At 64.0% G+C, this 23365-nt stretch carries 21 protein-coding genes and 1 pseudogene; 7 read left to right on the plus strand and 15 right to left on the minus strand.

Annotation, left to right across the window (positions count from 1 at the left end; all coding sequences use genetic code 11):
* Positions 1 to 325: 325 nt before the first annotated feature.
* The 11 genes and pseudogenes from DNK49_RS21260 to atzF all read right to left on the minus strand — a co-directional run bounded on the left by DNK49_RS21260 (position 326) and on the right by atzF (position 10323).
* Positions 326 to 853, minus strand: a complete 528-nt coding sequence (locus DNK49_RS21260) for a hypothetical protein (protein ID WP_243632469.1) — start codon at positions 851 to 853, stop codon at positions 326 to 328.
* A 256-nt stretch (positions 854 to 1109) separates the two neighbouring features.
* Positions 1110 to 1439, minus strand: a pseudogene (locus tag DNK49_RS21265) (transposase DNA-binding-containing protein); the annotation flags it as partial.
* Positions 1432 to 1803 carry a HepT-like ribonuclease domain-containing protein gene (locus DNK49_RS21270; RefSeq protein ID WP_110529640.1) on the minus strand — a complete coding sequence of 124 codons (372 nt, stop codon included), beginning with the start codon at positions 1801 to 1803 and terminating at the stop codon, positions 1432 to 1434. The pseudogene DNK49_RS21265 and the gene DNK49_RS21270, both read right to left, overlap by 8 nt.
* Complete coding sequence (locus tag DNK49_RS21275; protein ID WP_110529643.1) at positions 1800 to 2090, minus strand: nucleotidyltransferase family protein; 291 nt, start codon at positions 2088 to 2090, stop codon at positions 1800 to 1802. The genes DNK49_RS21270 and DNK49_RS21275 overlap by 4 nt, the downstream gene beginning before the upstream one ends.
* A 114-nt stretch (positions 2091 to 2204) precedes the next feature.
* Positions 2205 to 2909, minus strand: coding sequence for a GntR family transcriptional regulator (locus DNK49_RS21280; protein WP_110529646.1), 705 nt, complete (start codon positions 2907 to 2909; stop codon positions 2205 to 2207).
* The gene (locus DNK49_RS21285) at positions 2896 to 3891 is read right to left on the minus strand and encodes an oligopeptide/dipeptide ABC transporter ATP-binding protein (protein ID WP_207807066.1); all 996 of its coding nucleotides are present in this window, start codon (positions 3889 to 3891) and stop codon (positions 2896 to 2898) included. The genes DNK49_RS21280 and DNK49_RS21285 overlap by 14 nt, the downstream gene beginning before the upstream one ends.
* Positions 3875 to 4891: an ABC transporter ATP-binding protein gene (locus tag DNK49_RS21290; RefSeq protein ID WP_110529652.1), complete on the minus strand. Its 1017-nt coding sequence runs from the start codon at positions 4889 to 4891 to the stop codon at positions 3875 to 3877. Before DNK49_RS21290 ends, DNK49_RS21285 begins: the two co-directional genes overlap by 17 nt.
* On the minus strand, positions 4888 to 5781 hold the full coding sequence (locus DNK49_RS21295) for an ABC transporter permease (RefSeq protein ID WP_110529655.1): 894 nt from the start codon (positions 5779 to 5781) through the stop codon (positions 4888 to 4890). Before DNK49_RS21295 ends, DNK49_RS21290 begins: the two co-directional genes overlap by 4 nt.
* Position 5782: 1 nt before the next feature.
* Positions 5783 to 6796 carry an ABC transporter permease gene (locus DNK49_RS21300; RefSeq protein WP_110529658.1) on the minus strand — a complete coding sequence of 338 codons (1014 nt, stop codon included), beginning with the start codon at positions 6794 to 6796 and terminating at the stop codon, positions 5783 to 5785.
* Positions 6797 to 6847: 51 nt separating this feature from the next.
* On the minus strand, positions 6848 to 8449 hold the full coding sequence (locus DNK49_RS21305; RefSeq protein ID WP_207807067.1) for an ABC transporter substrate-binding protein: 1602 nt from the start codon (positions 8447 to 8449) through the stop codon (positions 6848 to 6850).
* Between the two features lie 35 nt (positions 8450 to 8484).
* Positions 8485 to 10323, minus strand: coding sequence for an allophanate hydrolase (gene atzF, locus DNK49_RS21310; RefSeq protein ID WP_110529661.1), 1839 nt, complete (start codon positions 10321 to 10323; stop codon positions 8485 to 8487).
* Between the two features lie 274 nt (positions 10324 to 10597).
* Here atzF and DNK49_RS21315 point away from each other — a divergent pair, with 274 nt between their 5' ends.
* From DNK49_RS21315 to DNK49_RS21345, 7 genes are all read left to right on the plus strand, one after another.
* Positions 10598 to 13114 (plus strand): sensor domain-containing protein, encoded by a 2517-nt coding sequence (locus tag DNK49_RS21315; protein WP_110529664.1) that lies wholly within the window; start codon positions 10598 to 10600, stop codon positions 13112 to 13114.
* 96 nt (positions 13115 to 13210) lie between these two features.
* Positions 13211 to 14287, plus strand: coding sequence for a VanZ family protein (locus tag DNK49_RS21320; RefSeq protein WP_110529667.1), 1077 nt, complete (start codon positions 13211 to 13213; stop codon positions 14285 to 14287).
* 28 nt (positions 14288 to 14315) lie between these two features.
* Complete coding sequence (locus DNK49_RS21325; RefSeq protein WP_110529669.1) at positions 14316 to 14642, plus strand: (2Fe-2S) ferredoxin domain-containing protein; 327 nt, start codon at positions 14316 to 14318, stop codon at positions 14640 to 14642.
* A complete protein-coding gene (locus DNK49_RS21330; RefSeq protein WP_110529672.1) occupies positions 14639 to 15307 on the plus strand; it encodes an alpha/beta hydrolase in 669 nt (222 codons plus the stop codon). The genes DNK49_RS21325 and DNK49_RS21330 overlap by 4 nt, the downstream gene beginning before the upstream one ends.
* A 16-nt stretch (positions 15308 to 15323) precedes the next feature.
* Entirely contained in the window at positions 15324 to 15935 is a 612-nt protein-coding gene (locus DNK49_RS21335) for a glutathione S-transferase (RefSeq protein ID WP_110529675.1), read from the plus strand.
* A 39-nt stretch (positions 15936 to 15974) separates the two neighbouring features.
* Entirely contained in the window at positions 15975 to 17051 is a 1077-nt protein-coding gene (locus tag DNK49_RS21340) for a PDDEXK nuclease domain-containing protein (protein ID WP_110529678.1), read from the plus strand.
* 105 nt (positions 17052 to 17156) lie between these two features.
* Positions 17157 to 18344, plus strand: a complete 1188-nt coding sequence (locus DNK49_RS21345; RefSeq protein ID WP_110529681.1) for an AAA family ATPase — start codon at positions 17157 to 17159, stop codon at positions 18342 to 18344.
* 36 nt (positions 18345 to 18380) lie between these two features.
* On the opposite strand, the gene DNK49_RS21350 is transcribed toward DNK49_RS21345, so the two are convergent.
* The 4 genes from DNK49_RS21350 to DNK49_RS21365 form a co-directional block, all read right to left on the minus strand.
* Complete coding sequence (locus DNK49_RS21350) at positions 18381 to 19172, minus strand: enoyl-CoA hydratase-related protein (RefSeq protein ID WP_110529683.1); 792 nt, start codon at positions 19170 to 19172, stop codon at positions 18381 to 18383.
* A 14-nt stretch (positions 19173 to 19186) separates the two neighbouring features.
* Positions 19187 to 21337, minus strand: coding sequence for an acetate--CoA ligase family protein (locus DNK49_RS21355; RefSeq protein WP_110529686.1), 2151 nt, complete (start codon positions 21335 to 21337; stop codon positions 19187 to 19189).
* A gap of 1 nt (position 21338) precedes the next feature.
* Complete coding sequence (locus tag DNK49_RS21360; RefSeq protein WP_110529689.1) at positions 21339 to 22121, minus strand: enoyl-CoA hydratase/isomerase family protein; 783 nt, start codon at positions 22119 to 22121, stop codon at positions 21339 to 21341.
* A gap of 74 nt (positions 22122 to 22195) precedes the next feature.
* The gene (locus DNK49_RS21365) at positions 22196 to 23134 is read right to left on the minus strand and encodes a MurR/RpiR family transcriptional regulator (protein ID WP_207807068.1); all 939 of its coding nucleotides are present in this window, start codon (positions 23132 to 23134) and stop codon (positions 22196 to 22198) included.
* Positions 23135 to 23365 lie beyond the last annotated feature (231 nt).

Below are 23365 nucleotides of genomic sequence, written 5' to 3' on the forward strand. Positions count from 1 at the left end.
GCCAATCAGAACATACAGCACACCCTTACCCAGCCACTTGGAAAATAACGCTCGTCGAACCATCGAAAGCACTCCACAACGGAGGAAAGGGCATGTCGCTTGAGAAGCTCAAGTCATGCAGGAACCCTGGAACAACAGGTAAATCACATTTACATAACCATAACAGATATCACAGAGCGCCAAATAAAATTACTTATGAATAAAAATTATAAATAGATAGACACTATGGCGCGAGAGAACCAAGCAAGGCACGCGCTTACGACCCACCCACCTGCCAAGGCTTGACTGACATGATGGTGAGGCGTGGCGAGGCAAGCGCTAAGATTCAGATAACGGCCCGAAAGCAGCGGACGGGTTTGTCGCGGAACACGGTGAAGCGATGGCTGGCAGCGCCGGAGGCGACGGTGCCCAAGTATCGGCGGCAGGCCCTGCCGGGGGCGAACGTCAGCCGCACCCTGGCCTCAGGCGCACGGTCACGGCCGATCTGCGCGATCAACCGGCGCACGCTCGAGTAGTGCCCGGTAAAACCGTGTTCGCGTGCGAACGTGGCGTGAATCACCACCCCCGACACGCCCTGTGCCAGCCACTGCTCAACCAGCGCGCGATAGGCCGCAATCGATGACTGTGCGGACACCGGAAGCCGGGGCCGCCCGAGCACGGCGGCAATCTCGGCGTCGGTCGGCACCGGGCGGGTGGGATCGAGCCAGCCCTGGGCGTCGGCCAACTCGCGAAAGCGGGCCGCTTTGCTGCGCCCCATCAGTTTCGAGCGCGCAATCTCGCGCTCGGAGTCGCCCTGACGCATGCGCATCAAGGCTTGGCGGTACTCGTACATCTCGATGCTCCTGTGGGCCATCGCCTGCCTCCTGCCGAACAAAAAGCCCGGTAGGGTAGCGATGGGCTGCTCAAAGTCGAGACGTCCGTCAGGGCATCACTGGCTCCATTACGCCGATCCGGCGCTGGCTCCTATGTACCGATCCGCGACTGGCTTCATTATGCCGATCCGCGACTGGCTTCATTATGCCGATCCGCGACTGGCTTCATTATGCCGATCACGGCATGGCCTCAATGTGCCGATCATCAAATGGCTCCTATGTGCCGGTCGGTGACAGCGGGCTCACCGCATAGGTCGGATGCAGGTACATGCCACGTTGCGCTTCATAGGACAGCGGCCCCAAGCCTTCGATAGCCTGCCCGTTGAAGTCGAGCTCGGTCGTGTCCTGCAAGTACAGCACTACAGGATGTTCGGCCATCGGTGCCTCGGTACGCGCCATGTGCGGCGCCAGTACCGCCTCCCAACTCAGCCCCCGTTTGTCCGCACGTGCCTGATCGAACAACCGATACGCGCCCTGGGTTTCCGCGCACCCGTTGCAGGCGCCAGGAATGCTCGCAGAGGGGGCCTCGGCCAACCGATCCGCCAGCTTGATCAAGCGCCTACTCATCCCGCCGGGCGCCGGCACCCGCAGCCGGCGCTCCATCACTTGCCAGCATGTCGAGCACCGCGGCCTCAAGTGCGGGCAGGTGACGGTCGAAGACAGCAACGATCGTCAGAGGATCAATATCGCCAAGATAGTTGTGCGTGAGGATGTTCCGGAAGCCGCTGATATCCCGCCATGGGATATCCGGAAAACCGACTTTCAAGTCCTGAGGCAGCCCCTGTGTTGCCTCAGACATTGTCTGCAGGTTTCTCAAGGTGGCGTCATACAGGACCTCGTCCTCAGCGATGCTGCCCCGCGCCTGGATACGGCGGATCTTTGCAATCGCATCGACGATGTGAAAGGCGTAGGCCTGCCATTGCTTGGTCAAAGATCCACCGCCTCCTGAAGGACGCGCTCGCGGATATGCCGGTTCAACTCATGCGACGGGACAAGCTCGATCCGGCGATGCAACAGTTCACCCAGACGTTGGGCGAGCGGAAGGCGCTGCCCAAAGAGGTCATATCCACGGGGAAAATCGACCAGCAGGTCGATATCGCTGTCAGGCTGCTCCTCGCCGCGCGCAACCGAGCCAAAGACGCGCACCCGACGCGCACCGAACTGATGCGCGAGCGCACAGATGGACGCCCGATTGGCACGTAACTCATCCAGCAACATGGCAGGCCACCTTCTCAATCAAGCACGAGGAAGAATACATCAAGCGGACAACTGCGGTTTTCACGTTCAACGCCATCGTACCGCTGGCAAGCGCCGACGCAAAGCCTCGCTCCATCACCCCGTGCCAACCAGCCCCCGCTCGCGCGCCTCATACAACATGTGCAGCGTGATCTTGTGCACTTCGGCCTTGCTTGCCTCAATGTGCGAGCGCAGGTTGATGGCGGCGTTTGCGCCCTTGCGCTGGGTGATCAGGCGCAGGATCTCCTGGTGTTCGTCGTAGGTCGCGTCAATGCGGCGGTCGCGGGTGAAATCCAGGCGGCGGATGATGCGGATCTTTTCGGTAACGTCCTGATGCACCCGCGCCATCTCCAGATTGCCAGTGGCCAATACCAGCCCCTGATGAAAGGCTTCGTCGAGTTCGCCCACGCGCTTGCCGTCGGTCTCCCGTTCGTCCCGCGGCACCGCCCAGACGCCCTGCAAGGTCGCCAGATCGGCGGCTGTCTCGGATTCGCACAGGCGCGCCACCGCGGCCAGTTCCAGCACGATGCGCAGATCGTAGAGCTGGTCGAAGCGCTTGAAATCGAAGGGGCGCACGCTCCAGCCGCTACGGAAGGCAACCTGCAGGTAGCCTTCGCGCTCCAGCCGGTACAGCGCATCGCGCACCGGGGTACGCGACACCCCGCAACGTGCCGCCATCTCGCTTTCGGTGAAGCGGTCGCCAGGCAGCAGCACGAAATTGAAGATGTCGTCCTTGAGGCGCTGATAAACCTGATCGGCGAGCGCGTTGGCCTTGCTGACGGCGGGGCTACTGGCGGACATGATGTTGCACCACGGCGGGATAAAGACAGGCGACCTGACGACCTTCGCCCAGATCACGCAACACCGGACCCGTCTCGCCGCAAGGCGCCAGACCACGCGGACAACGACCGAGCAGGCGGCAACGATTGGGATCGGGGTCGATCGGGCTTTGCGGATCGCCCCCCACCAGCAAGTCGGCTGCGGTGGCCTGCCCACCCGCCAACCCGCCCGGCAGGGAAGCGATCAGCGCCCGGGTATAGGGGTGGGCGGGCGCATGGAACACCGCATCGGTCGGCCCCGACTCCACCACCTGACCGAGATACATGACCAGCACGCGGTCGCACAACAGGCGAACCACGTTAAGGTCGTGCGAGACAAACAGAAAGCTCATGTCGAGTTCGCGCTTCAGGCGGTCGAGAAGCTGCAATATTACCGTCTGCACCGATACATCGAGCGCCGCGGTCGGCTCGTCCAGCACCAGCAAGGCCGGACGGCTGACAATGGCCCGGGCGATGCCGACCCGCGCCTTCTGTCCGCCGGACAGCTGGTGCGGATAGCGGTCGAGCAGCGCCTGCGGCAAGCCGACCCAGTCGGCGACCTCTTCGACACGGGCGGCAGCCTCGGCTCCGCGCAGCCCACACAGCAGGCGCACCGACTCGGCGATGGTCTGGCGTGCGGTGTAACGCGGGTTCAGGCTGTCGGTCGGATCCTGGAACACCATCTGGATGTCCTTGCGCTGCGCGTGCAGGGCCATCTCCCGCGCACGGATCAAGCCCAGGTCATGATTGCGGAAACGCACCTGACCATCGCTGGGATCCAGCGTGCGGGTCAGCAGCCGCACCAGCGTTGACTTGCCGCAGCCGGACTCGCCGACCAGGCCCACCGTCTCGCCCGGTGCAATGTGGAAGTCGATGCCATCGACTGCATGCAACTGGCGGGTTTCGCCGCCTTTCTTCACCCCAAACCAGCGTTTCAGGCCGATGACTTCAAGCAGATGCGACATGCTTCCTCTCCAGCGAGTGAGCCACCTTGCGCGGCAGGTGACAGGCAACGCGATGCGAACCCTCTGCAGGCAACAGGGCCAGCGGCGCATCGCAGACAGCCGCACGTTGCGGGCAGCGCTCGGCAAAGCGGCAGGCGGGCAGGTCGTCGCGGCGCAGGTCAGGCAGGTTGCCATCGATCGCGGCCAGTTCGTCGAGCGAATTCGCGCCGACCGGCGTCGCCGCAATCAAGCGTTCGGTGTAAGGATGGCGGGGCGCGGCAAACAGCCCGGCCGTCGGTCCGACCTCGACGATATGACCCGCATGCATGACCGCGATGCGGTCGCAGTACTCGCGCGCCAGCCCCAGGTCGTGGGTGATCAGCAAGGTGGCCATGCGGCGCTCGGCCGACAGCTCGCTGATCAGGCGCATGATCGCCGCCTGGGTGGTGACATCCAGCCCGGTGGTCGGCTCGTCGGCGATCAGCAGCCGCGGCTTGCACGCCAGCGCAATGGCGATCATCACCCGCTGGCACATGCCACCCGACAGCTCGAAGGGATAGGCAGCATAGCGCCGCTCCGGGTCGGGAATGCGGACCTCGGCCAGGCATTCCACCGCACGTGCGCGCCGCGCCGCCGGATGCAGGTCGGTATGGCGCGCGAGCACGTCCTCGATCTGTTTGCCCACCGGACGGATCGGGTTCAGCGCCACCCGCGGGTTCTGGAAGATCATGGCCATCTCGCGCCCGCGCAGCGCCTTCATCGCCGCGCCCTTGCCAGCAAGCAGGTCCTGCCCGGCAAAGCGCAGGCTGCCTGCGGTGATGCGCGCGGCCGGATCCTGGATGCCCATGGCGGCGAAGGACAGCACCGACTTGCCCGAGCCGGATTCGCCGACCAGGCCAACGGTCTCGCCCTCGGCCAGTGCGAGGCTGACGTCCTCCAGCGCACGCACGGTGCCGGAACGGGTACGGAACTCGACCGCCAGGCGGTCCACTTCAAGCAAGGTCTTGCCGGTCGGGCTCATGTCCGCCTCCTGGGGTCGATCAGATCGCGCAGCGAGTCGCCGAGCAGATTGAAACAGAACACCGCAAGCATCAGCACCAAACCGGGAAAAAGCGCGATCCACCACTCACCGGAAACGATGTACTGCGCGCCCTCGGCGACCATGATCCCCCACTCTGCCTCTGGCGGCCGTACCCCCAGGCCGATGAAGGACAAGCCTGCCGCATTGAGGATGGCCCAGCCCATGTTGAGCGAGATCTGCACCATCATCGGCGGCATGACGTTGGGAATCAGATGGTAGAACAGCACCCGTAGCTCGCCATTGCCGGCCAGGCGGGCCGCCTCGACAAAGCCCGCCTCGCGCCGCACCCGTACCTCGGCGCGCGCCACCCGCAGGTAGAAGGGCAGGTTGATGATGGCAGTGGCCAGCACGATGTTGGCGACCGTATTGCCCAGTGCGGCCACAATGCCCATGGCCAGTACGAAAAGCGGAAAAGCCATGATGGTGTCCGACACCCGGGTGCTGACACGGTCGAACCAGCCGCCGAAGTAACCGGCAAAAGCCCCCATCAGGCCACCGATGACGAAGGACAGCGCGACGGCCGCCACCGCAATCCCCAGATCGAGACGGGTCGCGATGATGACCCGCGACAGGATGTCGCGTCCCAGCGCATCCGTCCCGAACCAGTGCGCCATTGACGGCGGCGACAAGGGCTCGCCGACATGTGAGGCGAGCGGATCGTGGGGCGCCAGCCAGGGCCCGAACAGCGCCAGCAGCACAAAGCCGACAAACAGGCCGGCCGAGATCGCCGACAAGGGGTTCTCGCCAACGACATAGCGCAGCGTATGCCACTGACGGGCCAGCCGCCCGGGCGCCGCCCGGGTCGCCAGCGCAGGATTTGCGGTATTCATCTCAGGCCTCCAGACGGGCACGCGGATCGACCAGGCCATAGGCAACGTCGATCAGCAGGTTCAGCAACACATAAAGCAGCGCCATGGCCAGCACGAAACCCTGTACCGGCGCATAGTCCGACGCCACCAGCGCCTCGATCGCAAACGAACCGATGCCGGGCCAGGCAAACACCTTTTCGACCAGCACGTTGGAACCGAGCAGGAAGGAGAACACCATGCCCAGCGTGGTCAGCACCGGCAGCAGGGCGTTGCGGAAGGCGTAGGTGAACAGCACCTTGAACGGATGCAGGCCAGAGGCACGTGCGGTACGGATGAAGTCCGCCGACAGCACGCCCAGCATCGACGCCCGCGTCATCCGGGCCAGCGGCGCCAGCACGAACAGCGCCAGCGTGATCGCCGGCAGCGCGAGTTGGCTGGCCGCGGCGACAAAGGTCTCGCCGTCACCGGCAAGCAGGCTGTCGATCAGGTAGAAGCCGGTGACGAAGTCAGGGGCGGTGGTGTAGGGATCGAGCCGGCCAAGCGGCGAAGGCGCCCACCCCAGCAGAAAGTAGAACACATAGGCCAGCAACAGCCCGGTAAAGAAGGTCGGCAGGGACACCCCGGCGGTGGTGATGCCACGGCACAGGTGGTCGATCCACGAGCCGGGGCGGGTTGCCGCCAGCACGCCGAGCGGGATGGCGATGATCACCGCCAGCACCAGGCCGACCAGGGTCAGCTCCAGCGACGCGGGCAGGCGCTCGGCCAGTTCGGTCAGCACCGGCTGTCCGGTGGTCAGCGAGTAGCCCCAGTCGCCGCGCGCAAGGTCACGCAGGTAAAGCACAAACTGCTCGGGCAGCGAACGGTCGAGCCCCAGCTTGGCGCGGACCTCCTCGATCGCCTCCTGCGAGCCGGCAGGACCGGCGAAATAAGCGGCGGGGTCACCCGGCAGGGCCCGGGTCAGGATGAAAGTGACGACGATCACGCCGAACAGTGCCGGCAATGCGCCGACCAAGCGCTTGATGATGGCCTGGAACATGAACACTCCTAGTGCGTGCCACCCCGTGGAATGGCACGCATCGTGGCGGATTTACTGCTTGTAGAGCTGACGGTAGTCGGGCTGCAGGTGGAACCAGTAGGTGAAGCCATGCACGTTCTTCTGCATCGCCACATCCATCACCGGCTGCGCCACCGGGATGCGCGGCACCTCGGTGTAGGCGATGTCGATGAAGCCCTTGACCAGCCCTTCGTACTTTTTGGGATCCGACTCGAAGCGCGCCGCCTCGACCAGCTTGTCGAGTTCGGCGTTCTGGTAGCTCATGGTGTTGAACACCGCGTTCTGACCGTGGTAGGCCCAGAAGAAGAAGTACTCCGGATAGTTCAGCCAGCCCCCCATGCGGTTGAACAGCATCGGCATGTCCTTCTTGGTGATCGCCGCGCGCCAGTTCGACCCCGGCACCTTGTTGATCGCCACCTTGATGCCAAGCTGGGCCAGCGACTCCTGAATCAGGATGGTGGTCGGCTCGGACACGGTCGCCGTCCCCAGATCGAAGGACAGGGTGGTCTCGAAGCCTTGCTCGAAGCCCGCCTCCTTCATCAACTGCCTTGCCTTGTCGATGTCGGTCTTGTACGCAGTGGCTTGCGGCCAGCTTGCATCCTTGACCCCGCTACCGCCAAACAGGGGCATGCCGCGTCCATAGAAAGCGTTCTGCATGATCTTGTCGTACGGTAGCGCATAGGCAATCGCCTGACGCACCTTGGGATTGTCGAAGGGGGCGACCTTGGTGTTCAGGCCGAGATACCACATCGAGTTCTCGGCCGGCACGCTCGCCACCTTGACATTGCCCTTCTCCTGCGCCATTTCGGCGAAGTCCTTGGGCGGCATTTCGAAGGTGATGTCGATGTCGCCGCGGGTCAGCAGCGCACGGCGGTTGCCGGCCGAGGGCACATCGCGCTGGATCACCCGCTTCAACTTGGGCAAGGGACCGCTCTTCCAGTCGTCGAAACGCTCGTAGACAATTTCCTGGCCCGGCTTCCACGACGCCACCTTGTAAGCGCCACCACCAGCGGTGTTGGTCTTGAGCCAGTTGGCCGCCCACGGATCCTCGGCCGTGGCGTGCTGCCTGGCGAGCTTGGCGTTATAGATCGCCGCCACCGGAACCGCGAGGTCGGGCAGCGTCATCTTGTCCTTGCGCAGCAACTTGACGCGGAAGGTGTGGGCATCCACCACCTCGAACTGCTCCGGCTTTTCCAGCGAGCCCGCCTTCATCTGAAAGGTCGGGAAGCCGCCCATGCCCAGCGCGCGGTCGAGCGACCATTTGACGTCATCAGCCGTCACCGGGCTGCCGTCATGAAACTTCGCGTCCTTGCGCAGATGAAAGGTCACGCTCATGCCGTCAGCCGCCACCTCCCAGCGTTCGGCCAGTTCCGGCTCGAGCTTGGTGAAGTCATAGCTGTCGACCCCATCACCAATCGACTTGCGACCGTAAGTCATCAATCGGTCATAAGCCAGCCAGGACACCCCGTAGGCTGGACGATTGGCGCCAAGGCCGTGAATGTCGAGCATGTTCGGCCCGAACTCATTGGCCACCACCAGGGTTTCAAGACGCTTGTCCTGGGCCTGACTCAGCGCAGGCACTGCGGCGAGCAGGCTCAGGGTCAGCGGCAGGACGAGTTTTCTCAGCGATTTCATGGGACAGGACTCCATCGGATTGAAGGTGGGAAACATCAGGCCGGCAGCGGCGCAGTGGCCGATGCGGCAAGGTAGGCGCGCCAGCCGCCATGGGCAGTGACATCGGGCGCGCCGTCGACGGCCGCAGCCTCGCAGACAAAGCCCTTTACCGTACGGCCATCGGCAAGCTCCAGCGTGCCAATGCCAAGCGGTGCGGGAATCTCCGCCACGAAGCTGCCGAAATGGCGTAACGGCAGCGCCCACAGCTCGACCTCCAGGCTGCCGCCCTCGCCAAGGGTGCGGACCAGCCCGGGCTTGGGCGGTACCGTGCCGGGCAGCGCATACAGCCGGTAATGCGCTGCGGTATGTGTGGTTTCGAGCAGACGGCCACCCCGCTCGGTCAGCTGCCAGTTCAAGGGCAGGCCGGACAGGTGAGCCCCGACCACGGCCACCTCGACCACCGGCTCCGCATAGGGCAGCGGCAGCAGCGCCTGCGAACCCGGCAGCGGCGGCTGTGCGCCCAGCCCCAGCCGGCGATGCAGATGGGGTTGCAGGCGACGGCCGAACTCCGCCAGACGATGATCGCTGCCGGCCGCACCCAGCAAGGTAATGCCGGCAGGCAGGCCGTCGGCCCGGAACGGACCGGGAATCGCCAGTCCGGCCATGCCCAGCAGATTGACGAAGTTGGTGTAGTAGCCCAGTTCGCTGTTGCGCTCGACCGGCGCCGCAGCGATTGCCGCATGGGTGTGTATGGTTGGCGTGGTCGGCACCAGCAGCAGATCGACCGCTGCCAGCGCCCGGTTGCAGTGCTTGCGCAAGGCCTCCAGCCGATAACGGCCATCGAAGGCATCGACTGCGCTCATCGTGTCGGCGCGGGCGATGATGCCTCGCACAGTCGGGTCCATCGCCTCACCGTGGCGATCCATGAACTCGCCCACCGCCCACCGCCGTTCGGCCACCCACGGGCCGTCGTACAGCAGTCGGGTCACCGCATGGAAGGGCTCGAGATCGACTGCGACCGGCTCGACACCCGGCAAGACGACGATCTCGGCCAGGGCCGCCTGCCAGGCGGCCTCGGCCAGCGCATCCCCAAAGAACTCAAGCTGCGTCGGCACGCCGAGGCGGACCGTGCGCGTGACCGGGCCAAGCGGCGCAGGCGGTGCCGAGAACGGATCACGCTCATCCGCACCGGCCAGCACACCGAGCACCGCCCAACCGTCCTCCACCGTATGCGCGAACACCGACACGCAATCGATGCTGCGGCAGGCCGGCACCACACCGTAGCTACTGACCAGACCCGGGCTGGGCTTGACCCCGACCAGGTTACACGCCCCCGCCGGCACCCGGCCGGAGCCTGCGGTGTCCGTCCCCAGCGCAAACGCCACCCAGCCGCGCGCAGTGGCCGCCGCCGAGCCGGAGCTGGAGCCCCCGGTCATGTAAGCGGGGTTGAAGGGGTTGGCTACCGCGCCATACGGCGAGCGGGTGCCGACCAGACCGGTGGCAAACTGATCCAGATTGGTCTTGCCGATCAGGATCGCCCCTGCTGCGCGCAGACGCTCGACCACTGCAGCATCGGCCTCGGCCACATGGGAGAAGTCGGGGCAGGCCGCGGTCGTCGGCAATCCGGCGACATCGATGTTGTCCTTGACGGCAAAGGGAATGCCCAACAGCGGCAGTTCCAACTGGGCCGCAGGATCAGCCGCACGCACGACGCACGCTTCAGCCTCCGCCATCACCGCGGCGCGATCACGCAGGTGGATCCAGGCTTCGCCCCCCGACTCGGTAGCAATCCGGTCATAAATTTCGCTGACGACGGCGCGCGGATCGGTCTGCCCAGCCAGATAGGCCTGCTTCAGCGCCGAAACGGTCAGCGGAGTCTGCATCGTGGTTTTCATGTGCACCTTCTTGAATACAAGATCGTATTCATCAAAAGCGACTTCCGTGCCACCCCGTAAAGTTAAAACAAGCCTTTGTTTTACATATGATTTAAAGAAACCCTCTGACGCAAGGGCGCAACAACACGCACTACCTTGGTGATCTGCACTCCATCTTGGTGCAGCACACAGGGCTTTCTACCCGTGCCTGCCTGCGCTAAATTCCGGACATGCACGCAAACGTACGTGGGGGCCAGCCGCACGGGCATCCAGCGACTGCGAGGACGGTATCGCCATGACGACAAACCCCGAAAACCGCCTCCGCCTTACCAGAGCGATCCCAATCGAGCCGCTCGACTCGCCTTTGCTCAAGCGCCTGATCCACAACCTTCCCGACCTGGTCTGGCTGAAGACGCCAGACGGCGCCTACATGGCATGCAATGCCCGTTTCGAGGCCTTCTTCGGCCGCACGGAGGGGGAGATCATCGGCCGTAGCGATGCCGATTTCGTCGATGCCGAACTGGCTGCCTTGTTCCGCGCCAACGATCTCGCCGCAATCGCCGCCGGCGGGCCGCGCATCAACGAAGAAATCGTGACGTACGCCAGTGATGGCCACCGGGAGCATCTGCAGACCATCAAGACGCCGATGTTTGCCGAGGACGGCAGCCTGATCGGCGTACTTGGCGTGGCACGCGACATCAGCGACATCGTGCGTATCCAGGCCGAACTGCGCGAAAGCCGGGACCGTCTGACCGAAGCCGAGCGACTGGCAAAACTGGGATCGTGGTCGCGTGAGCCTGAAAGTGGTACCCCGATCTGGTCGGACGAGGTGTTTCGCATCTTCGAGCGTGATCCCCGACTGCAGCCGCCCTCTTATGAAACACTTCTCGAACTCGTACACCCGGACGATCGCGCGCGCGTCGATCAGACCTACCGGGCCGCCATGGCACAGCGGCAATACTTCCTGATCACGCACCGCCTGCAGTTCCCGGACGGACGGATCAAGCATGTTCAGGTGCGCGGCGAACACCTCTGCGCCCCTGACGGCAAGGTTTTACGGACCCAGGGCACGATACAAGACATCACAGATCGGGTCGAAGCCGAACTGGCGCTGGTCGAGCGCGCCGGCATTTTCGCAGCCATCGCCGATCAGGCCGTGGACTCCATCGCGCTGGTCGATCCGCAGACAGGCCGTTTTGTCGAGTTCAACGATGCCGCTGCCCGCAATCTGGGCTACGATCGCGCCACTTTCGCCACCTTATCGGTTGCGGACATCGAAGCCTTCGCCGAACCCGAACGTATCCTGACGACGTTGCAGCGCATGTGCGCACCGGCAGGCATGACCATCGAATCCACCCACCGGACGCGCGACGGCCGGCTGCGCGATGTGCGGATCAGCGCACGCAGCATCCAGATCAAGGGACAGACCTTTCTTGCCTCGATATGGAGCGATGTCACCGAACGCAATCGCGCACGCGCCGAGATCGAGCGCCTCTCCACCCTGGACCCACTCACCGGCCTGCTCAACCGCAGCCTGATCCTCGACCGTGCCGGCCAGGCGCTCGCTGCCGCTCACCGCGACCCACGCCATGCCGCCCTGCTGATCTGCGACCTGGATCGCTTCAAGGCCTTCAACGACCTGCACGGTCACGCCATCGGCGATCAACTGCTGCAGGAAATTGCACGTCGACTGAGCAAGACGCTGGATGCCTCCCTGACGCTTGCGCGCATCTCCGCCGATGAATTCGCGGTCCTGATCCCGGATGCGGGCCGCCGTGAGGAACACGCGATGCGCAGCGCCATCCAGACCGCAAACGCCATGCTGGACGCCATCCGCACGCCCTTCTCCATCGACGGAAACGACATCCGGCCGAGTTGCAGCGTGGGCATCACCCTGTTTCCACGCAATCGCGACGACACCCTGTCGACGATCCTGCAGCGCACGGACTCCGCGCTACAACAGGCCAAGGTCAGCGGGGGCAATCAGTGCGCCTTTTACGATGCAGCCGTCAGCGACTTCACCCGCCAGCGCCTGCAGATCGAGCGTGAGCTTCACCAGGCACTGGCTCAGCAACAGTTGCGTCTGTACATCCAGGGGCAGTACACCCCGGGCGGCAAGCTGGTCAGCGCCGAAGCGCTGGTGCGCTGGCAGCACCCCGAGCGCGGACTGATCGCACCCGGGGTCTTTGTACCCGTCGCGGAAGAGAGTGAGCTGATCATCGAACTCGATCGCTGGGTGCTCCGTGAAACCTGCCGCCTGCAAACCAGCCTGCAACAGCAGGGCCTCAACATGGCCATTTCGGTCAACATCAGCCCGCGCCATTTCGGCCAGCGGGACTTTGTTGATGCGGTGCGGCAGACGCTGGCCCTGAGCGGCTGTGACCCGACCACGCTGGTGCTGGAAGTCACCGAGGGCCTGCTGCTTGACAACGTAGACGACGTGATCCGCAAGATGGCGGATCTGTCCCGCCTGGGCGTCCGCTTCTCGATCGACGATTTCGGCACCGGCTACTCCTCACTGGCCTACCTGAAGCGGCTACCCATTCACGAACTCAAGATCGACCGGACCTTTGTGCAGGACATCGGCAAGGACGGCACCAACCATGTCCTGGTCGACACCATCATCTCCATTGCGCGCCATATGAAGCTGAAAATCGTGGCCGAAGGCGTGGAGCTGGCGGAACAGGCCGCCTACCTTGCGTCACTGGATGAAGAAGCTTGCATCCTCTGCCAGGGCTTTCACTTTGCCCGGCCGCGTCCGGTCGAAGGCTGGCTGGCCGATCTGACGGCCCCCTCCGCCAAGCCCTGCTGAACGCGATCCCTGGCCGCCTTTGCCGCGCGGGACGGAACGCCACATACCCGCTCAGGGTCGGATAGACTCTCGGTCTGACCTGCACACGCCACCAACTTGTCTCCACACGATCTGCCCCGCAAGCTCGCCATTGCCTATGCCATTCTGGTGGCATACGCCTGCCTGCACCCTTTTTCGGGGTGGCGCGAGAGTGGCTTGCCGCTGTTCGACTATCTGTGGGCACCCTGGCCAAAGTACTTCATGGTCGAGGATCTGGTGTTCAACATCCTGGGCTACATCCCGCTCGGCTTCATCCTGGCGGCCGCACTGCCACAACACTGGGGCAAGCTGCGCCTGATAGTTGGCGCCACCCTGCTGGCCACCTTGCTCAGCTTCAGCCTGGAAACCCTGCAGCACTACCTGCCGTCGCGCATCTCCAGCAACATCGACCTGGGTGCCAACGCCACCGGTGCCTTGATCGGGGCAACGCTGGCCGCACCATGGGGACACGCACTATTTGCCCGCCATGGCGGCCTGTCGCGCTGGCGCACACGCTTCATCATCGGCGGTCACACCGGCGACGCCGGGCTGATCCTGATCGGCCTGTGGCTGCTGACCCAGCTGACCCCGGACAATCTGCTGTTCGGCAGCGGCGACATTCGCAACCTGCTGGGCATTGCGCCCCCACTCCCGTTCAAGCCGGAGCGCTTCATCGGGTTCGAGGCTGCACTGACCGCCAGCTTCCTGATCGCGATCGGCCTGTTTGCGCGCTGCATGATGCGCGAGACCCGCCACGAACCGCTGATCGTGCTGATCCTGCTTGGTATTGGCGCAAAGACGCTGGCAGCCGCCAGCTTCTTCACCCCGACCGACCCCTGGGCCTGGCTGACGCCCGGCGCGCTGCGTGGATTGGGCATCGGCCTGCCGCTGCTGGCGCTGAGCCTGCTGCTGCCACGGGTGGTGCAGCATGCGCTGGCCGGTACCGCCTTGCTGGCAGCAACCGCACTGATCAACCTGATTCCTGAGAACCCCTACCTTAACAGCGGTCATTCGGTGATCAATCGCGGCAATTTCCTCAACTTCCACGGTCTGACCCAACTCGTCGCCAGCCTGTGGCCTTTCGTCGCCCTGGCCTACCTGTCTGCACTCGGCCTGTGGCGCGGCGAGCACCTCGACGGAACGCGGCGCATATAATTCAAGGCCCCACGGAGAACAAAGCCCCATGAGCTACTTCAAACACCACGTCTTCTTCTGCTGCAACCAGCGCGCCGAAGGCGAATCCTGTTGCAACAACTTTGGCGCCAGCGCGCTGCAGACCTACGCCAAGGATCGCACCGCCGAACTGGGCCTGCGTGGCAAGGGCAGCGTACGTATCAACAAGGCCGGCTGCCTGGGCCGCTGCGACGAAGGCCCGGTGATGGTGGTGTACCCGGACAACGTCTGGTACACCTTCCTCGATAAGGAAGACATCGACGAGATCATCGACCAGCACCTGGTGCAGGGGCACATCGTCGAACGTCTGCGCCTGCCCGACGGAGGCGCCGCATGACTCGGCCGCTACCCACCGAATCGGCGCTGCTGCGCGGCGGGGCCGGCGCGATCGAAGTGCTGATCGACGCACCCGAAACTGTGCGCGGCGTTGCGCTGGTGTGCCACCCTCACCCCCTGTTCGGTGGCGCCAACACCAACAAGGTGGCTCACACCCTGGCCCGCAGTTATCGCGACCTGGGCTATGCCGCCATCCGCCCCAATTTCCGCGGTGTCGGCAAGAGCGAGGGCGAGCACGACCACGGCAATGGCGAAACCGAAGACATGCTGTCAGTGATCGCCTGGGCGCAGTCACGCTGGGGCAGCCTGCCGCTGGCCTTGGGTGGTTTCTCGTTCGGCGGCTTCATCCAGACCCGTATCGCCAACCGCCTGGCCGAGGACATCAACCCACCGCGCCAGCTCATCCTGGTCGGCATGGCCGCCGGCGTCGCCGCAGATGGCGCACGCAGCTACGACACCCCAGCGGTGCCCAAGTCCATCCCCACCCTGATCATCCATGGCGAACAGGATGACACCGTGGCGCTGGGCAATGTGCTCGACTGGGCCCGCCCGCAGGAGTTGCCGGTCATCGTCATCCCCGGTGCCGACCACTTCTTCCATGGCAAACTGCACCTGATCCGCGACCTGATCGCACGTAACGTCGCACCCGCTGCCGCACGCCCCTGAACCCGGGAGACCCGCCATGAAACTCCTCGCCTCGCTGACCAGCCCCTACGCCCGCAAGATCCGCATCCTGCTGGCGGAAAAGCACCTGCCTTTCGAACTGGTGGTGGACTCGCCATGGGAAAGCGCCACCCGCGTGCCCGAGGTCAACCCGCTGGGCAAGGTGCCGGCGTTGGTGCTCGACAGCGGCGAGGTGTTCTTCGACTCCCCGGTGATCGCCGGCTATCTGGAAACCCTGGAGGCCCAACCCGCCCTGCTTCCGCCAGGCGGCATCGAGCGCGTGCGCGTGCGTCAGACCGAAGCCCTGGCCGATGGCATCCTCGACGCCGCTGTCTCGGCCTTCCTGGAAAGCCGCCGCCCCGAAGCCCAGCAAAGCACCGTCAGCATCGCGCGCCAGCACGACAAGATCCGCCGCAGCCTGGATGAACTCGAAAAACGCGTCACCGGCCGCGACTGGCTCGACGGCAACACCATGCTGCTTGGCGACATCACCGTGGCCATCGCCCTCGACTACCTCGACCTGCGCCTGCCCCAAACCGACTGGCGCACCGGCCGACCGGCTCTGACCGCGCTGCATGAGCGGCTGGCATCGCGACCCAGCTTTGTCGATACGGTGCCGCCTGCGGGTTGATTGCGTGCACACCAGAAACAGGATCAACGGAGTCATCGCATGAGCGGACAGGCATCGCTCCCAGCGGCGCCGCTGGAGCGCCTGCACGACGAACTACGTGACCTGATTACAGACAGCCGACAAAGGCTGGCGACTACGGTCAATTCCGAGTTGACGCTGCTCTACTGGCACATTGGTCAACGCTTGGCCAATGAAGTACTGGGCGGAGCGCGCGCTCAATACGGTGCTCAGTTGATGAGCGGTTTGGGCAAACGTCTGACCCAAGAGTTCGGCCGCGGCTTCGAGGCCAAAAATCTGCGGCGTATGGTGCAGTTTGCCCAGGCCTTTCCAGATAAGGCAATTGTCGCAACGCTGTCACGACAATTGAGCTGGAGCCACGTCGTCGCATTGTTGCCACTGAAAACGACTGAAGCCCGCAACCACTACGCGGGACAGGCTGCACAGGAACGCTGGACCGTGCGCGAACTCCGGCGCCATATCGAACGCAAGGCTTTCGAACGCTGCCTCATCGCCAGCGCTCAGGCATCCGAGGCCAGTGCCCTGGTCGAGGGCAGCGCTCTCCCGATTACCGGAGACTCTCCCACACTGCTCTTCAAAGACCCCTATTTTCTTGACTTCCTTGGCCTGGGTCAGGCCTACGACGAAGCCGATCTGGAAGCTGCCATCCTGCGCCAGCTCGAAGCCTTCATCCTCGAGCTCGGCCGTGGTTTTGCCTTCGTCGAGCGCCAGAAACGTATGATCATTGACGGTGAAGACTTTCACCTTGACCTGCTCTTCTTCCACCGCCGCCTGCGCCGTCTGGTCGCGATCGAGCTCAAACTCGGCCGTTTCAAAGCTGCCCACAAGGGTCAGATGGAACTCTACCTGAAATGGCTGGACAAGCATGAACGCCAAGCCCAAGAGGAAGCCCCAATCGGCTTGATCCTCTGCGCAGAATCCAGCCGCGAACAGGTGGAGTTGCTGGAGATGCACAAAGACGGCATCACGGTCGCCGAATACTGGACCGAACTCCCCCCAAAGGCGGAGTTGGAGAGACACTTGCATATGGCGCTTGTCGAGGCACGGGAAAGGTTGGCAAGACGCAATGTTTTGCTAACCGGCCATGATGATGCATGACCTGCTGCAGACCTGGGGACATGCGGGGCCTGCATTGATCTTCGGGGCAAGACCAGAAAACGAATACAGTACAAACCTCGCGCCGATGCAGCACAGGATCCACCAATGAGAATCGAATCCATACGCCTGAAGAACTACAAGGTGTTCCGCGACATGCACCTGAAGGACATTCCGTCTTTCCTGGTCGTTGTGGGCGCCAATGGCTCGGGCAAGAGCACCCTGTTCGACGTGTTCGGTTTCCTGCACGACTGCCTGAAAGGCACGGTGCGCCAGGCGCTGGACAAGCGTGGCCGCTTTCGCGAGGTGCTGAGCCGCGATGCCGATGGCGACACCATCCTGATCGAGATCCAGTACCGCATGCTGATTACCGGCGTGGAGCGCCTGGTAACCTACTCTATTGAAATCGCCGAGCAAAGTGGCGCGCCAGTGGTGCAGCGGGAACTGTTGCGGTACAAGCGGGGGCGCTATGGAAGCCCCTTTCACTTCCTCGACTTTTCCAATGGTGAAGGCTACGCCATCACCAATGAGGAAGACTTCAACCGGGCAGATGAAGAACTGGAGCGAGAGGTTCAAAAAGTGGCCGCCGATACACTGGCCATCAAGGGCCTGGGGCAATTCGAACGCTTCAAGGCTGCGAATGCCTTTCGCCAGCTGATCGAATCCTGGCATGTCTCGGACTTCCATATCAGTGCCGCTCGCGGGCGAAAGGAAGCAGCTGGGGATTCGGAACATCTGTCGGAGACCGGCGATAATCTGCCACGGGTGGCGCAGTACCTTTTCGAGCAGCATCCACAGACTTTTCAGCGCATTCTCGACACCATGGCGCGTCGGGTACCGGGTGTGGCATCGGTGGAGCCGCGCCTGATGGATGACGGTTACCTGACCCTGCGTTTTCAGGATGGCACATTCAAGACCCCTTTCCTGGATCGTTACGTCTCGGATGGCACGATCAAGATGTTTGCCTATCTGGTGCTGTTGCACGATCCCGGGCCGCATCCCTTGCTTTGCGTGGAGGAGCCGGAGAATCAACTTTACCCACGTCTGATGGGCGAGCTGGCGGAGGAATTCCGGCTCTACGCCAATCGGGGGGGGCAGGTGCTGGTCTCTACCCACTCGCCCGATTTCCTGAATGCAACGCGGCTGGACGAGGTGTGCTGGCTGGTCAAGCGCAACGGTTGTACCGAAATCCGCCGGGCGCGTGACGACGCGCAGATTGCGGCCTACATGGCCGAAGGTGACCAGATGGGATTTCTCTGGAAGCAAGGCTTTTTTGAAGGGGCCGATCCGGCATGAAGGATCCGGACTGGACGACGGCGACAGGGTCCACGTTTAACCGCGCTCCAGCATCTTCCTCACCGCTTCCAGATGTTCCGGCTCGTTATGGCACATGCCCTGGAAGGCGGCGCTGAGGTCGAGGAAGTCCTTCAGCTCCATGCGCTGTGCCATCTTCATCAGGCGCTTGGTCAGGCGCAGGGCTTTTGGAGGCTGGGCGGCGAAGCTGCGGGCAAGCTGGGTGGCGCGAGCCATCAACTGCTCGGGCGCCACCACTTCCAGCACGATGCCGATGTCCCGGGCCTCGGCTGCGTCGACCACCCGTCCGCTGAGGGTCAGTTCGAACGCGCGTTGATAGCCGATCAGGCGCTGCATGAACCAGGCGCCGCCGTCGCCCGGGATGATTCCCAGGTTGAGGAAGGTTTCGCCAAACTTCGCCTTGGCCGAGGCGATGCGGATGTCGGCCATGTTGGCCAGATCAAAGCCGGCGCCAATGGCCGGGCCGTTGACGGCGGCGATGATCGGCACCTCGACCTGCTGCAGCGCGAGCGGAATGCGCTGGATGCCGCGGCGGTAGCGGGTGGCCACTTCGGCCGCGTCACCGGCGAAGTCGCCACCCCGCTCGGCCATGTCCTTTACGTTGCCGCCAGAGGAGAAGGCCGAGCCGGCACCGGTCATCACCAGCACCGAGACCTCGTCACTGCGGTTGATCCAGTCGGCAACCGTGACGATGTCGTCGATCAGGCCGGTGCCGGTCAGGGCATTGCGTACGTCGTGGCGGTTGAAGGTCAGGGTGGCGACGCGGTCCTGCACATCCAGCAGGGCATCGTTCAGTTGAGGTAAGGGCATGAATGGGCTCCGGATCACAGCACGGCGGGGTTGATGATGATGCGGGCATCGACCACGGCATAGCCGTCGTGATAGGCAATGACCGGATTCAGGTCGAGTTCGGACAACTGGGGGTAGGCCGCAACGATGCCGGAGATGCGCAGCAGCAGTTCGACCAGCGCGGCCTGATCCACCGGCAGTTCGCCGCGTGCGCCCTCCAGGATCTTGCGCCCGCGGATCTGCGCCACCATGCTCTGTGCGTCATGGCGCGACAAGGGAATCGCGCGGAAGGCAACGTCCTCCAGCACCTCGACAAAGATGCCGCCCAGGCCGAACATCAGCACCGGACCAAAGATCGGGTCGCGCACGACACCGACGATGACTTCGGTGCCTTTCCTGGCCATCGGGGTGAGCAAGACGCCACGGATGTCGGCCTTGGGATCATAGCGCCGGCATGCATCCATGATCTGTTCGTAAGCCTCGCGCAGGGCGGATGCACCCCGCAGATTGAGCTTGACCCCACCCGCATCGGATTTGTGCAGGATGTCCCTGGACACCACCTTCATGGCCAGCGCCTGATCGCCAAAGCGTTGTGCCGCATCGGCAAGCTCACTGGGGTCGCGCACGACGACTTCGTCGGCCACCGCGATGCCATGGGCGCGCAGCAAGGCTTTGGCCTCGTATTCGTAGAGGTCGCGCCCCTCGTTTTCGGCACGCGCAAACATCGCCAGCATGGCGGCATCGGCCACCACCTCGGGCACCGCTGCCTGACGCTCGCGACTTTGCAGGTACAGGCCGCGTTCACCCAATGCGGAAAGCACCCGGACCGCGTGCTCGATCGAGCTGTACACCGGCAGGCCGGCTTCGTGCAGGCGACGCAGCGGTGCGGGCTTGACTGCTTCGTACAGACTGTAGATCACCAGCGGCTTGCCGCAGCGACGCCCCAGCTCGATCATCGACTCGGCGCCACGCATCTCGCCACCCAGCAGATCCTCGGCGAAGCGGATACCGTAGCCACCGAACATGCCGACCAGGAAAACGGCATCGACGTTGTCGTCGTCGGCCACAATGGCCATGCACTCGGCCAGCAAGGCCGGGTTGGCATCGGTGCTGCCGGCCACATCGACCGGATTGACCAGCGAGGCCTGCGGAAACAGGATGGTGCCCAGGCGCCGCCTGGTGGCCTCGGACAACTCCGCCAGCACCAGGCCGGCCTCGGCCAGGCGGTCGGACGCAATGGTGGCCTGACCACCGCCGTCAGAGATCACCGCGACCCGCTTGCCACGTGCCGACTGCATCAAGCCCAGTCCCTCGGCCACCGGCAGGATCTCGTCGGAATGCTGCACCACGCTGACCCCGGCCTGGCGCAGCAGGTCGACGGTCATCGCATAGCTGCCGGCCAGCGCACCGGTGTGCGAGGCCGCCGCCTTGCGCCCGGCCTCGGTGGAGCCGGATTTGTACACCACGACCGGCTTCTTCGCGGTGGTCTCGCGCGCCACCTGCAGGAAGCGCTGACCGTCGCGAAAGCCTTCGACATACAGCGTGGCCACCTTGGTGTTGTCGTCCTCACCCAGATAACGCAGATAGTCGTTGAAGCCGACATCGGTCTGGTTGCCCGGCCCGACATAGGTGGAAAAGCCGACGTGGCCGTTATGTTCCGCTTCCAGCACCAGCGCCAGCAGCATGTTGCCCGACTGCGAGATGAAACCGATGTCACCCGCCTTGACGTTGGCCAGCGCCAGCAGGTTGACCTTGTGGTGCAGGTTGAACATGCCCGATGTGTTGGGGCCGATCACCCGCACCCCACCGGCACGTGCGGCCTCCAGCACCTGTTGCTCCAGTCGCGCGCCCTCTGGCCCGGTCTCCTTGAAGCCGCTGGCCAGGATGACCGCGCCCTTTACCCCCTTGCGTCCGCACTCGGCGAGCAAACCCGGCACACTGGCCGCGGGGGTGCAGATCAGCGCCAGGTCTACCGGCCCCGGCAGGGCCTCGATCGACGGCAGGGTCTTGACCCCAAGCACCATGTCGGCCTTGGGGTTGATCGGGTAGATCGCGCCCTTGTAGCCGTCCTTGATCAGGCCGACCATGGCCTTGTAGCCGCGCTTGGTGGGGTCGGCCGATGCGCCGACGATGGCGATCGACTGCGGCGCGAGGATGTCGTGCAAGGGGCTGCGTGCAGGACTCATGTCATTCTCCCTTGAACACCGGGGTACGCTTTTCGGCAAAGGCATCGACGCCCTCCTGCCAATCGCGGGTGGTGGCGACGAAGGTCATGCCTTCGAGTTCTGCGGTCAGCGCAGCATCCAGACCACGCTCGGCCGCCATGTTGAGCTGCTCCTTGGCCAGTTGCATCGACAGCGGTGCCTTGCTCGCCACCCGGGCGGCAAATTCGCGCGCCGCGGCAACGAAGCCCTCATCGGGCAGCACCCGGTTGGCAAGACCGATGCGTACCGCCTCGTCGCCCTTGATGCGCTCGCCCAGAAACACCAACTCGCGTGCCTTGGCCAGACCGACCAGACGCGGCAGCAACCAGGTCACGCCGCCGCCCAGGAAATTGCCGATGCTGATCTCGGGCAAACCGATCTGCGCGCTCTCGGCCATCAGGATGAAGTCGGACGCCATCGCCATCTCGGCCCCCGCACCCAGCGCAAAGCCATTGACCGCGGCGATCACCGGCTTCTTCAGCAACAGCAGGCGCTTGCACACCTGTTGCTCGCCTTGCAGGTACTGACGGCGGTCGAAGGCAGTACGTCCGGCCTTGTGCTCCTTGAGGTCGGCGCCGACGCAGAAGGCTCGCCCCTCGCCCGTCAGCAACACGACACGGGCATCGGGATCGGCTTCGGCGCGCGTCAGCGCATCATTGAGCTCGGCATACAGGGTGGCGGTGACCGCATTGAGGCGATGCGGGCGGTTCAGGCGGATTTCGGCGATGCCTTCGGACATCGCGTAGATCAGGGTTTCGTAGGACATGAAGACGAGGACTCCGGTGGAATGCGATGGATGTTCGACTGCAGGCGACCTGACGCCGCCCGCGCATGCGGGGCTCAACGTGTTTCGATATTCAGCTCCTCGATGAAACGCTCCTGGCGCGCCAGCGCATCGAGCGCCTTGTCACCCAGCTCACGCGCCACCAGGTTGATCAGCCCTTCGCAGAACACCACATGGGCTGCCAGGCTGTTGCTGATGAAACTGCTGGCATGCGGAATGAAGAAGGCATGGTCGGCATGCACCGCAATCGGCGAGGCCCGGGTATCGGTGATGGCCACCACCACCAGCCCCACCGCAGCCGCGGCCCGTGCCACCTCGGCCGCCTGGCGGCTATAGGGCGCCACGCTGCACAGCACCAGCACATCGCCGCGACGCATCTGCGCCAGCGTAGCCGCCACCCCCTGCCCCGGACCGTCCAGCATGCCGACATCGGGCCGGATCAACCCCAGGCCATAGGCCAGCAGGCTGGCCAATGCATGCATCTGGCGAACCCCATGCACGCGCACGCGTCGTGCACGCACCAGCCGGCCCGCCACCGACTGGAGCTCGGCCTCATCGAGTTGCGCCAGGCAAGCGTCGATGTTGCGGATGGATTCACGTGCAAGCTGAACGACAACCTGACGTCCGGCGCCCTCGCCATCATCGTCCTCGTTAACATCCAGCAGGCGCTGACCTTGGCCAGAGTAAAAACGCGGGTGTGCCCGGGTGACGCCATCGCGAAACACCTGCTGGAAACGGGCAAAGTTCTCGTAACCCAGATTTCGGGCAAGCCGTGACAGCGTCGAGGCATTGACCCCCAGCTGTGTCGCCAGAGTGGTGATGCTGCTGACGGCGACCTCCTCCGGACGCTCCACCAACTGGGCAAGCACCGTCAGCGCCTTGTGACCGATGGCCAGCGGCACTTCACCGCGACTGATGCGCACCACCAGCTCGCGCAAGGCCGCCACGCTATCGGGAAGCGCAGGAGGGGTGGCAGGGTGTGATGAAGGGTTCAAACCGGGCTCCGTGGCGTGACACCTCCCATCACTGCGGATGAGGCATCAGATACATTCATGCAAACACATTTGCACGATCAGTCGATGCGCAATAATACTTGCACACAAAGCCGCCCCGCAAGCGCTGCCGTCCCCCTGTTGCATTCGCACACATACCGCACTGCAGCTTGCCCGCCACGGCGTTTTGCCGCATCGTCCCGCCCCATACCGACAACAATGCGGGGAGAACAG

Source organism: Parazoarcus communis SWub3 = DSM 12120, from assembly GCF_003226565.1.
GTDB classification, from domain to species: Bacteria; Pseudomonadota; Gammaproteobacteria; order Burkholderiales; family Rhodocyclaceae; genus Parazoarcus; species Parazoarcus communis.

What these genes read in the sequence shown, in the direction of transcription:
- DNK49_RS21360 (WP_110529689.1), bottom strand. Translation starts at nt 22,121, where the DNA reads ATGTCCTACGAAACCCTGATCTACGCGATGTCCGAAGGCATCGCCGAA.
- DNK49_RS21300 (WP_110529658.1), bottom strand. Translation starts at nt 6,796, where the DNA reads ATGTTCCAGGCCATCATCAAGCGCTTGGTCGGCGCATTGCCGGCACTG.
- DNK49_RS21305 (WP_207807067.1), bottom strand. Translation starts at nt 8,449, where the DNA reads ATGAAATCGCTGAGAAAACTCGTCCTGCCGCTGACCCTGAGCCTGCTC.
- DNK49_RS21275 (WP_110529643.1), bottom strand. Translation starts at nt 2,090, where the DNA reads ATGTTGCTGGATGAGTTACGTGCCAATCGGGCGTCCATCTGTGCGCTC.
- DNK49_RS21295 (WP_110529655.1), bottom strand. Translation starts at nt 5,781, where the DNA reads ATGAATACCGCAAATCCTGCGCTGGCGACCCGGGCGGCGCCCGGGCGG.
- DNK49_RS21285 (WP_207807066.1), bottom strand. Translation starts at nt 3,891, where the DNA reads ATGTCGCATCTGCTTGAAGTCATCGGCCTGAAACGCTGGTTTGGGGTG.
- DNK49_RS21290 (WP_110529652.1), bottom strand. Translation starts at nt 4,891, where the DNA reads ATGAGCCCGACCGGCAAGACCTTGCTTGAAGTGGACCGCCTGGCGGTC.
- DNK49_RS21330 (WP_110529672.1), top strand. Translation starts at nt 14,639, where the DNA reads ATGACTCGGCCGCTACCCACCGAATCGGCGCTGCTGCGCGGCGGGGCC.
- atzF (WP_110529661.1), bottom strand. Translation starts at nt 10,323, where the DNA reads ATGAAAACCACGATGCAGACTCCGCTGACCGTTTCGGCGCTGAAGCAG.
- DNK49_RS21335 (WP_110529675.1), top strand. Translation starts at nt 15,324, where the DNA reads ATGAAACTCCTCGCCTCGCTGACCAGCCCCTACGCCCGCAAGATCCGC.
- DNK49_RS21340 (WP_110529678.1), top strand. Translation starts at nt 15,975, where the DNA reads ATGAGCGGACAGGCATCGCTCCCAGCGGCGCCGCTGGAGCGCCTGCAC.
- DNK49_RS21260 (WP_243632469.1), bottom strand. Translation starts at nt 853, where the DNA reads ATGGCCCACAGGAGCATCGAGATGTACGAGTACCGCCAAGCCTTGATG.
- DNK49_RS21280 (WP_110529646.1), bottom strand. Translation starts at nt 2,909, where the DNA reads ATGTCCGCCAGTAGCCCCGCCGTCAGCAAGGCCAACGCGCTCGCCGAT.
- DNK49_RS21355 (WP_110529686.1), bottom strand. Translation starts at nt 21,337, where the DNA reads ATGAGTCCTGCACGCAGCCCCTTGCACGACATCCTCGCGCCGCAGTCG.
- DNK49_RS21325 (WP_110529669.1), top strand. Translation starts at nt 14,316, where the DNA reads ATGAGCTACTTCAAACACCACGTCTTCTTCTGCTGCAACCAGCGCGCC.
- DNK49_RS21350 (WP_110529683.1), bottom strand. Translation starts at nt 19,172, where the DNA reads ATGCCCTTACCTCAACTGAACGATGCCCTGCTGGATGTGCAGGACCGC.
- DNK49_RS21345 (WP_110529681.1), top strand. Translation starts at nt 17,157, where the DNA reads ATGAGAATCGAATCCATACGCCTGAAGAACTACAAGGTGTTCCGCGAC.
- DNK49_RS21315 (WP_110529664.1), top strand. Translation starts at nt 10,598, where the DNA reads ATGACGACAAACCCCGAAAACCGCCTCCGCCTTACCAGAGCGATCCCA.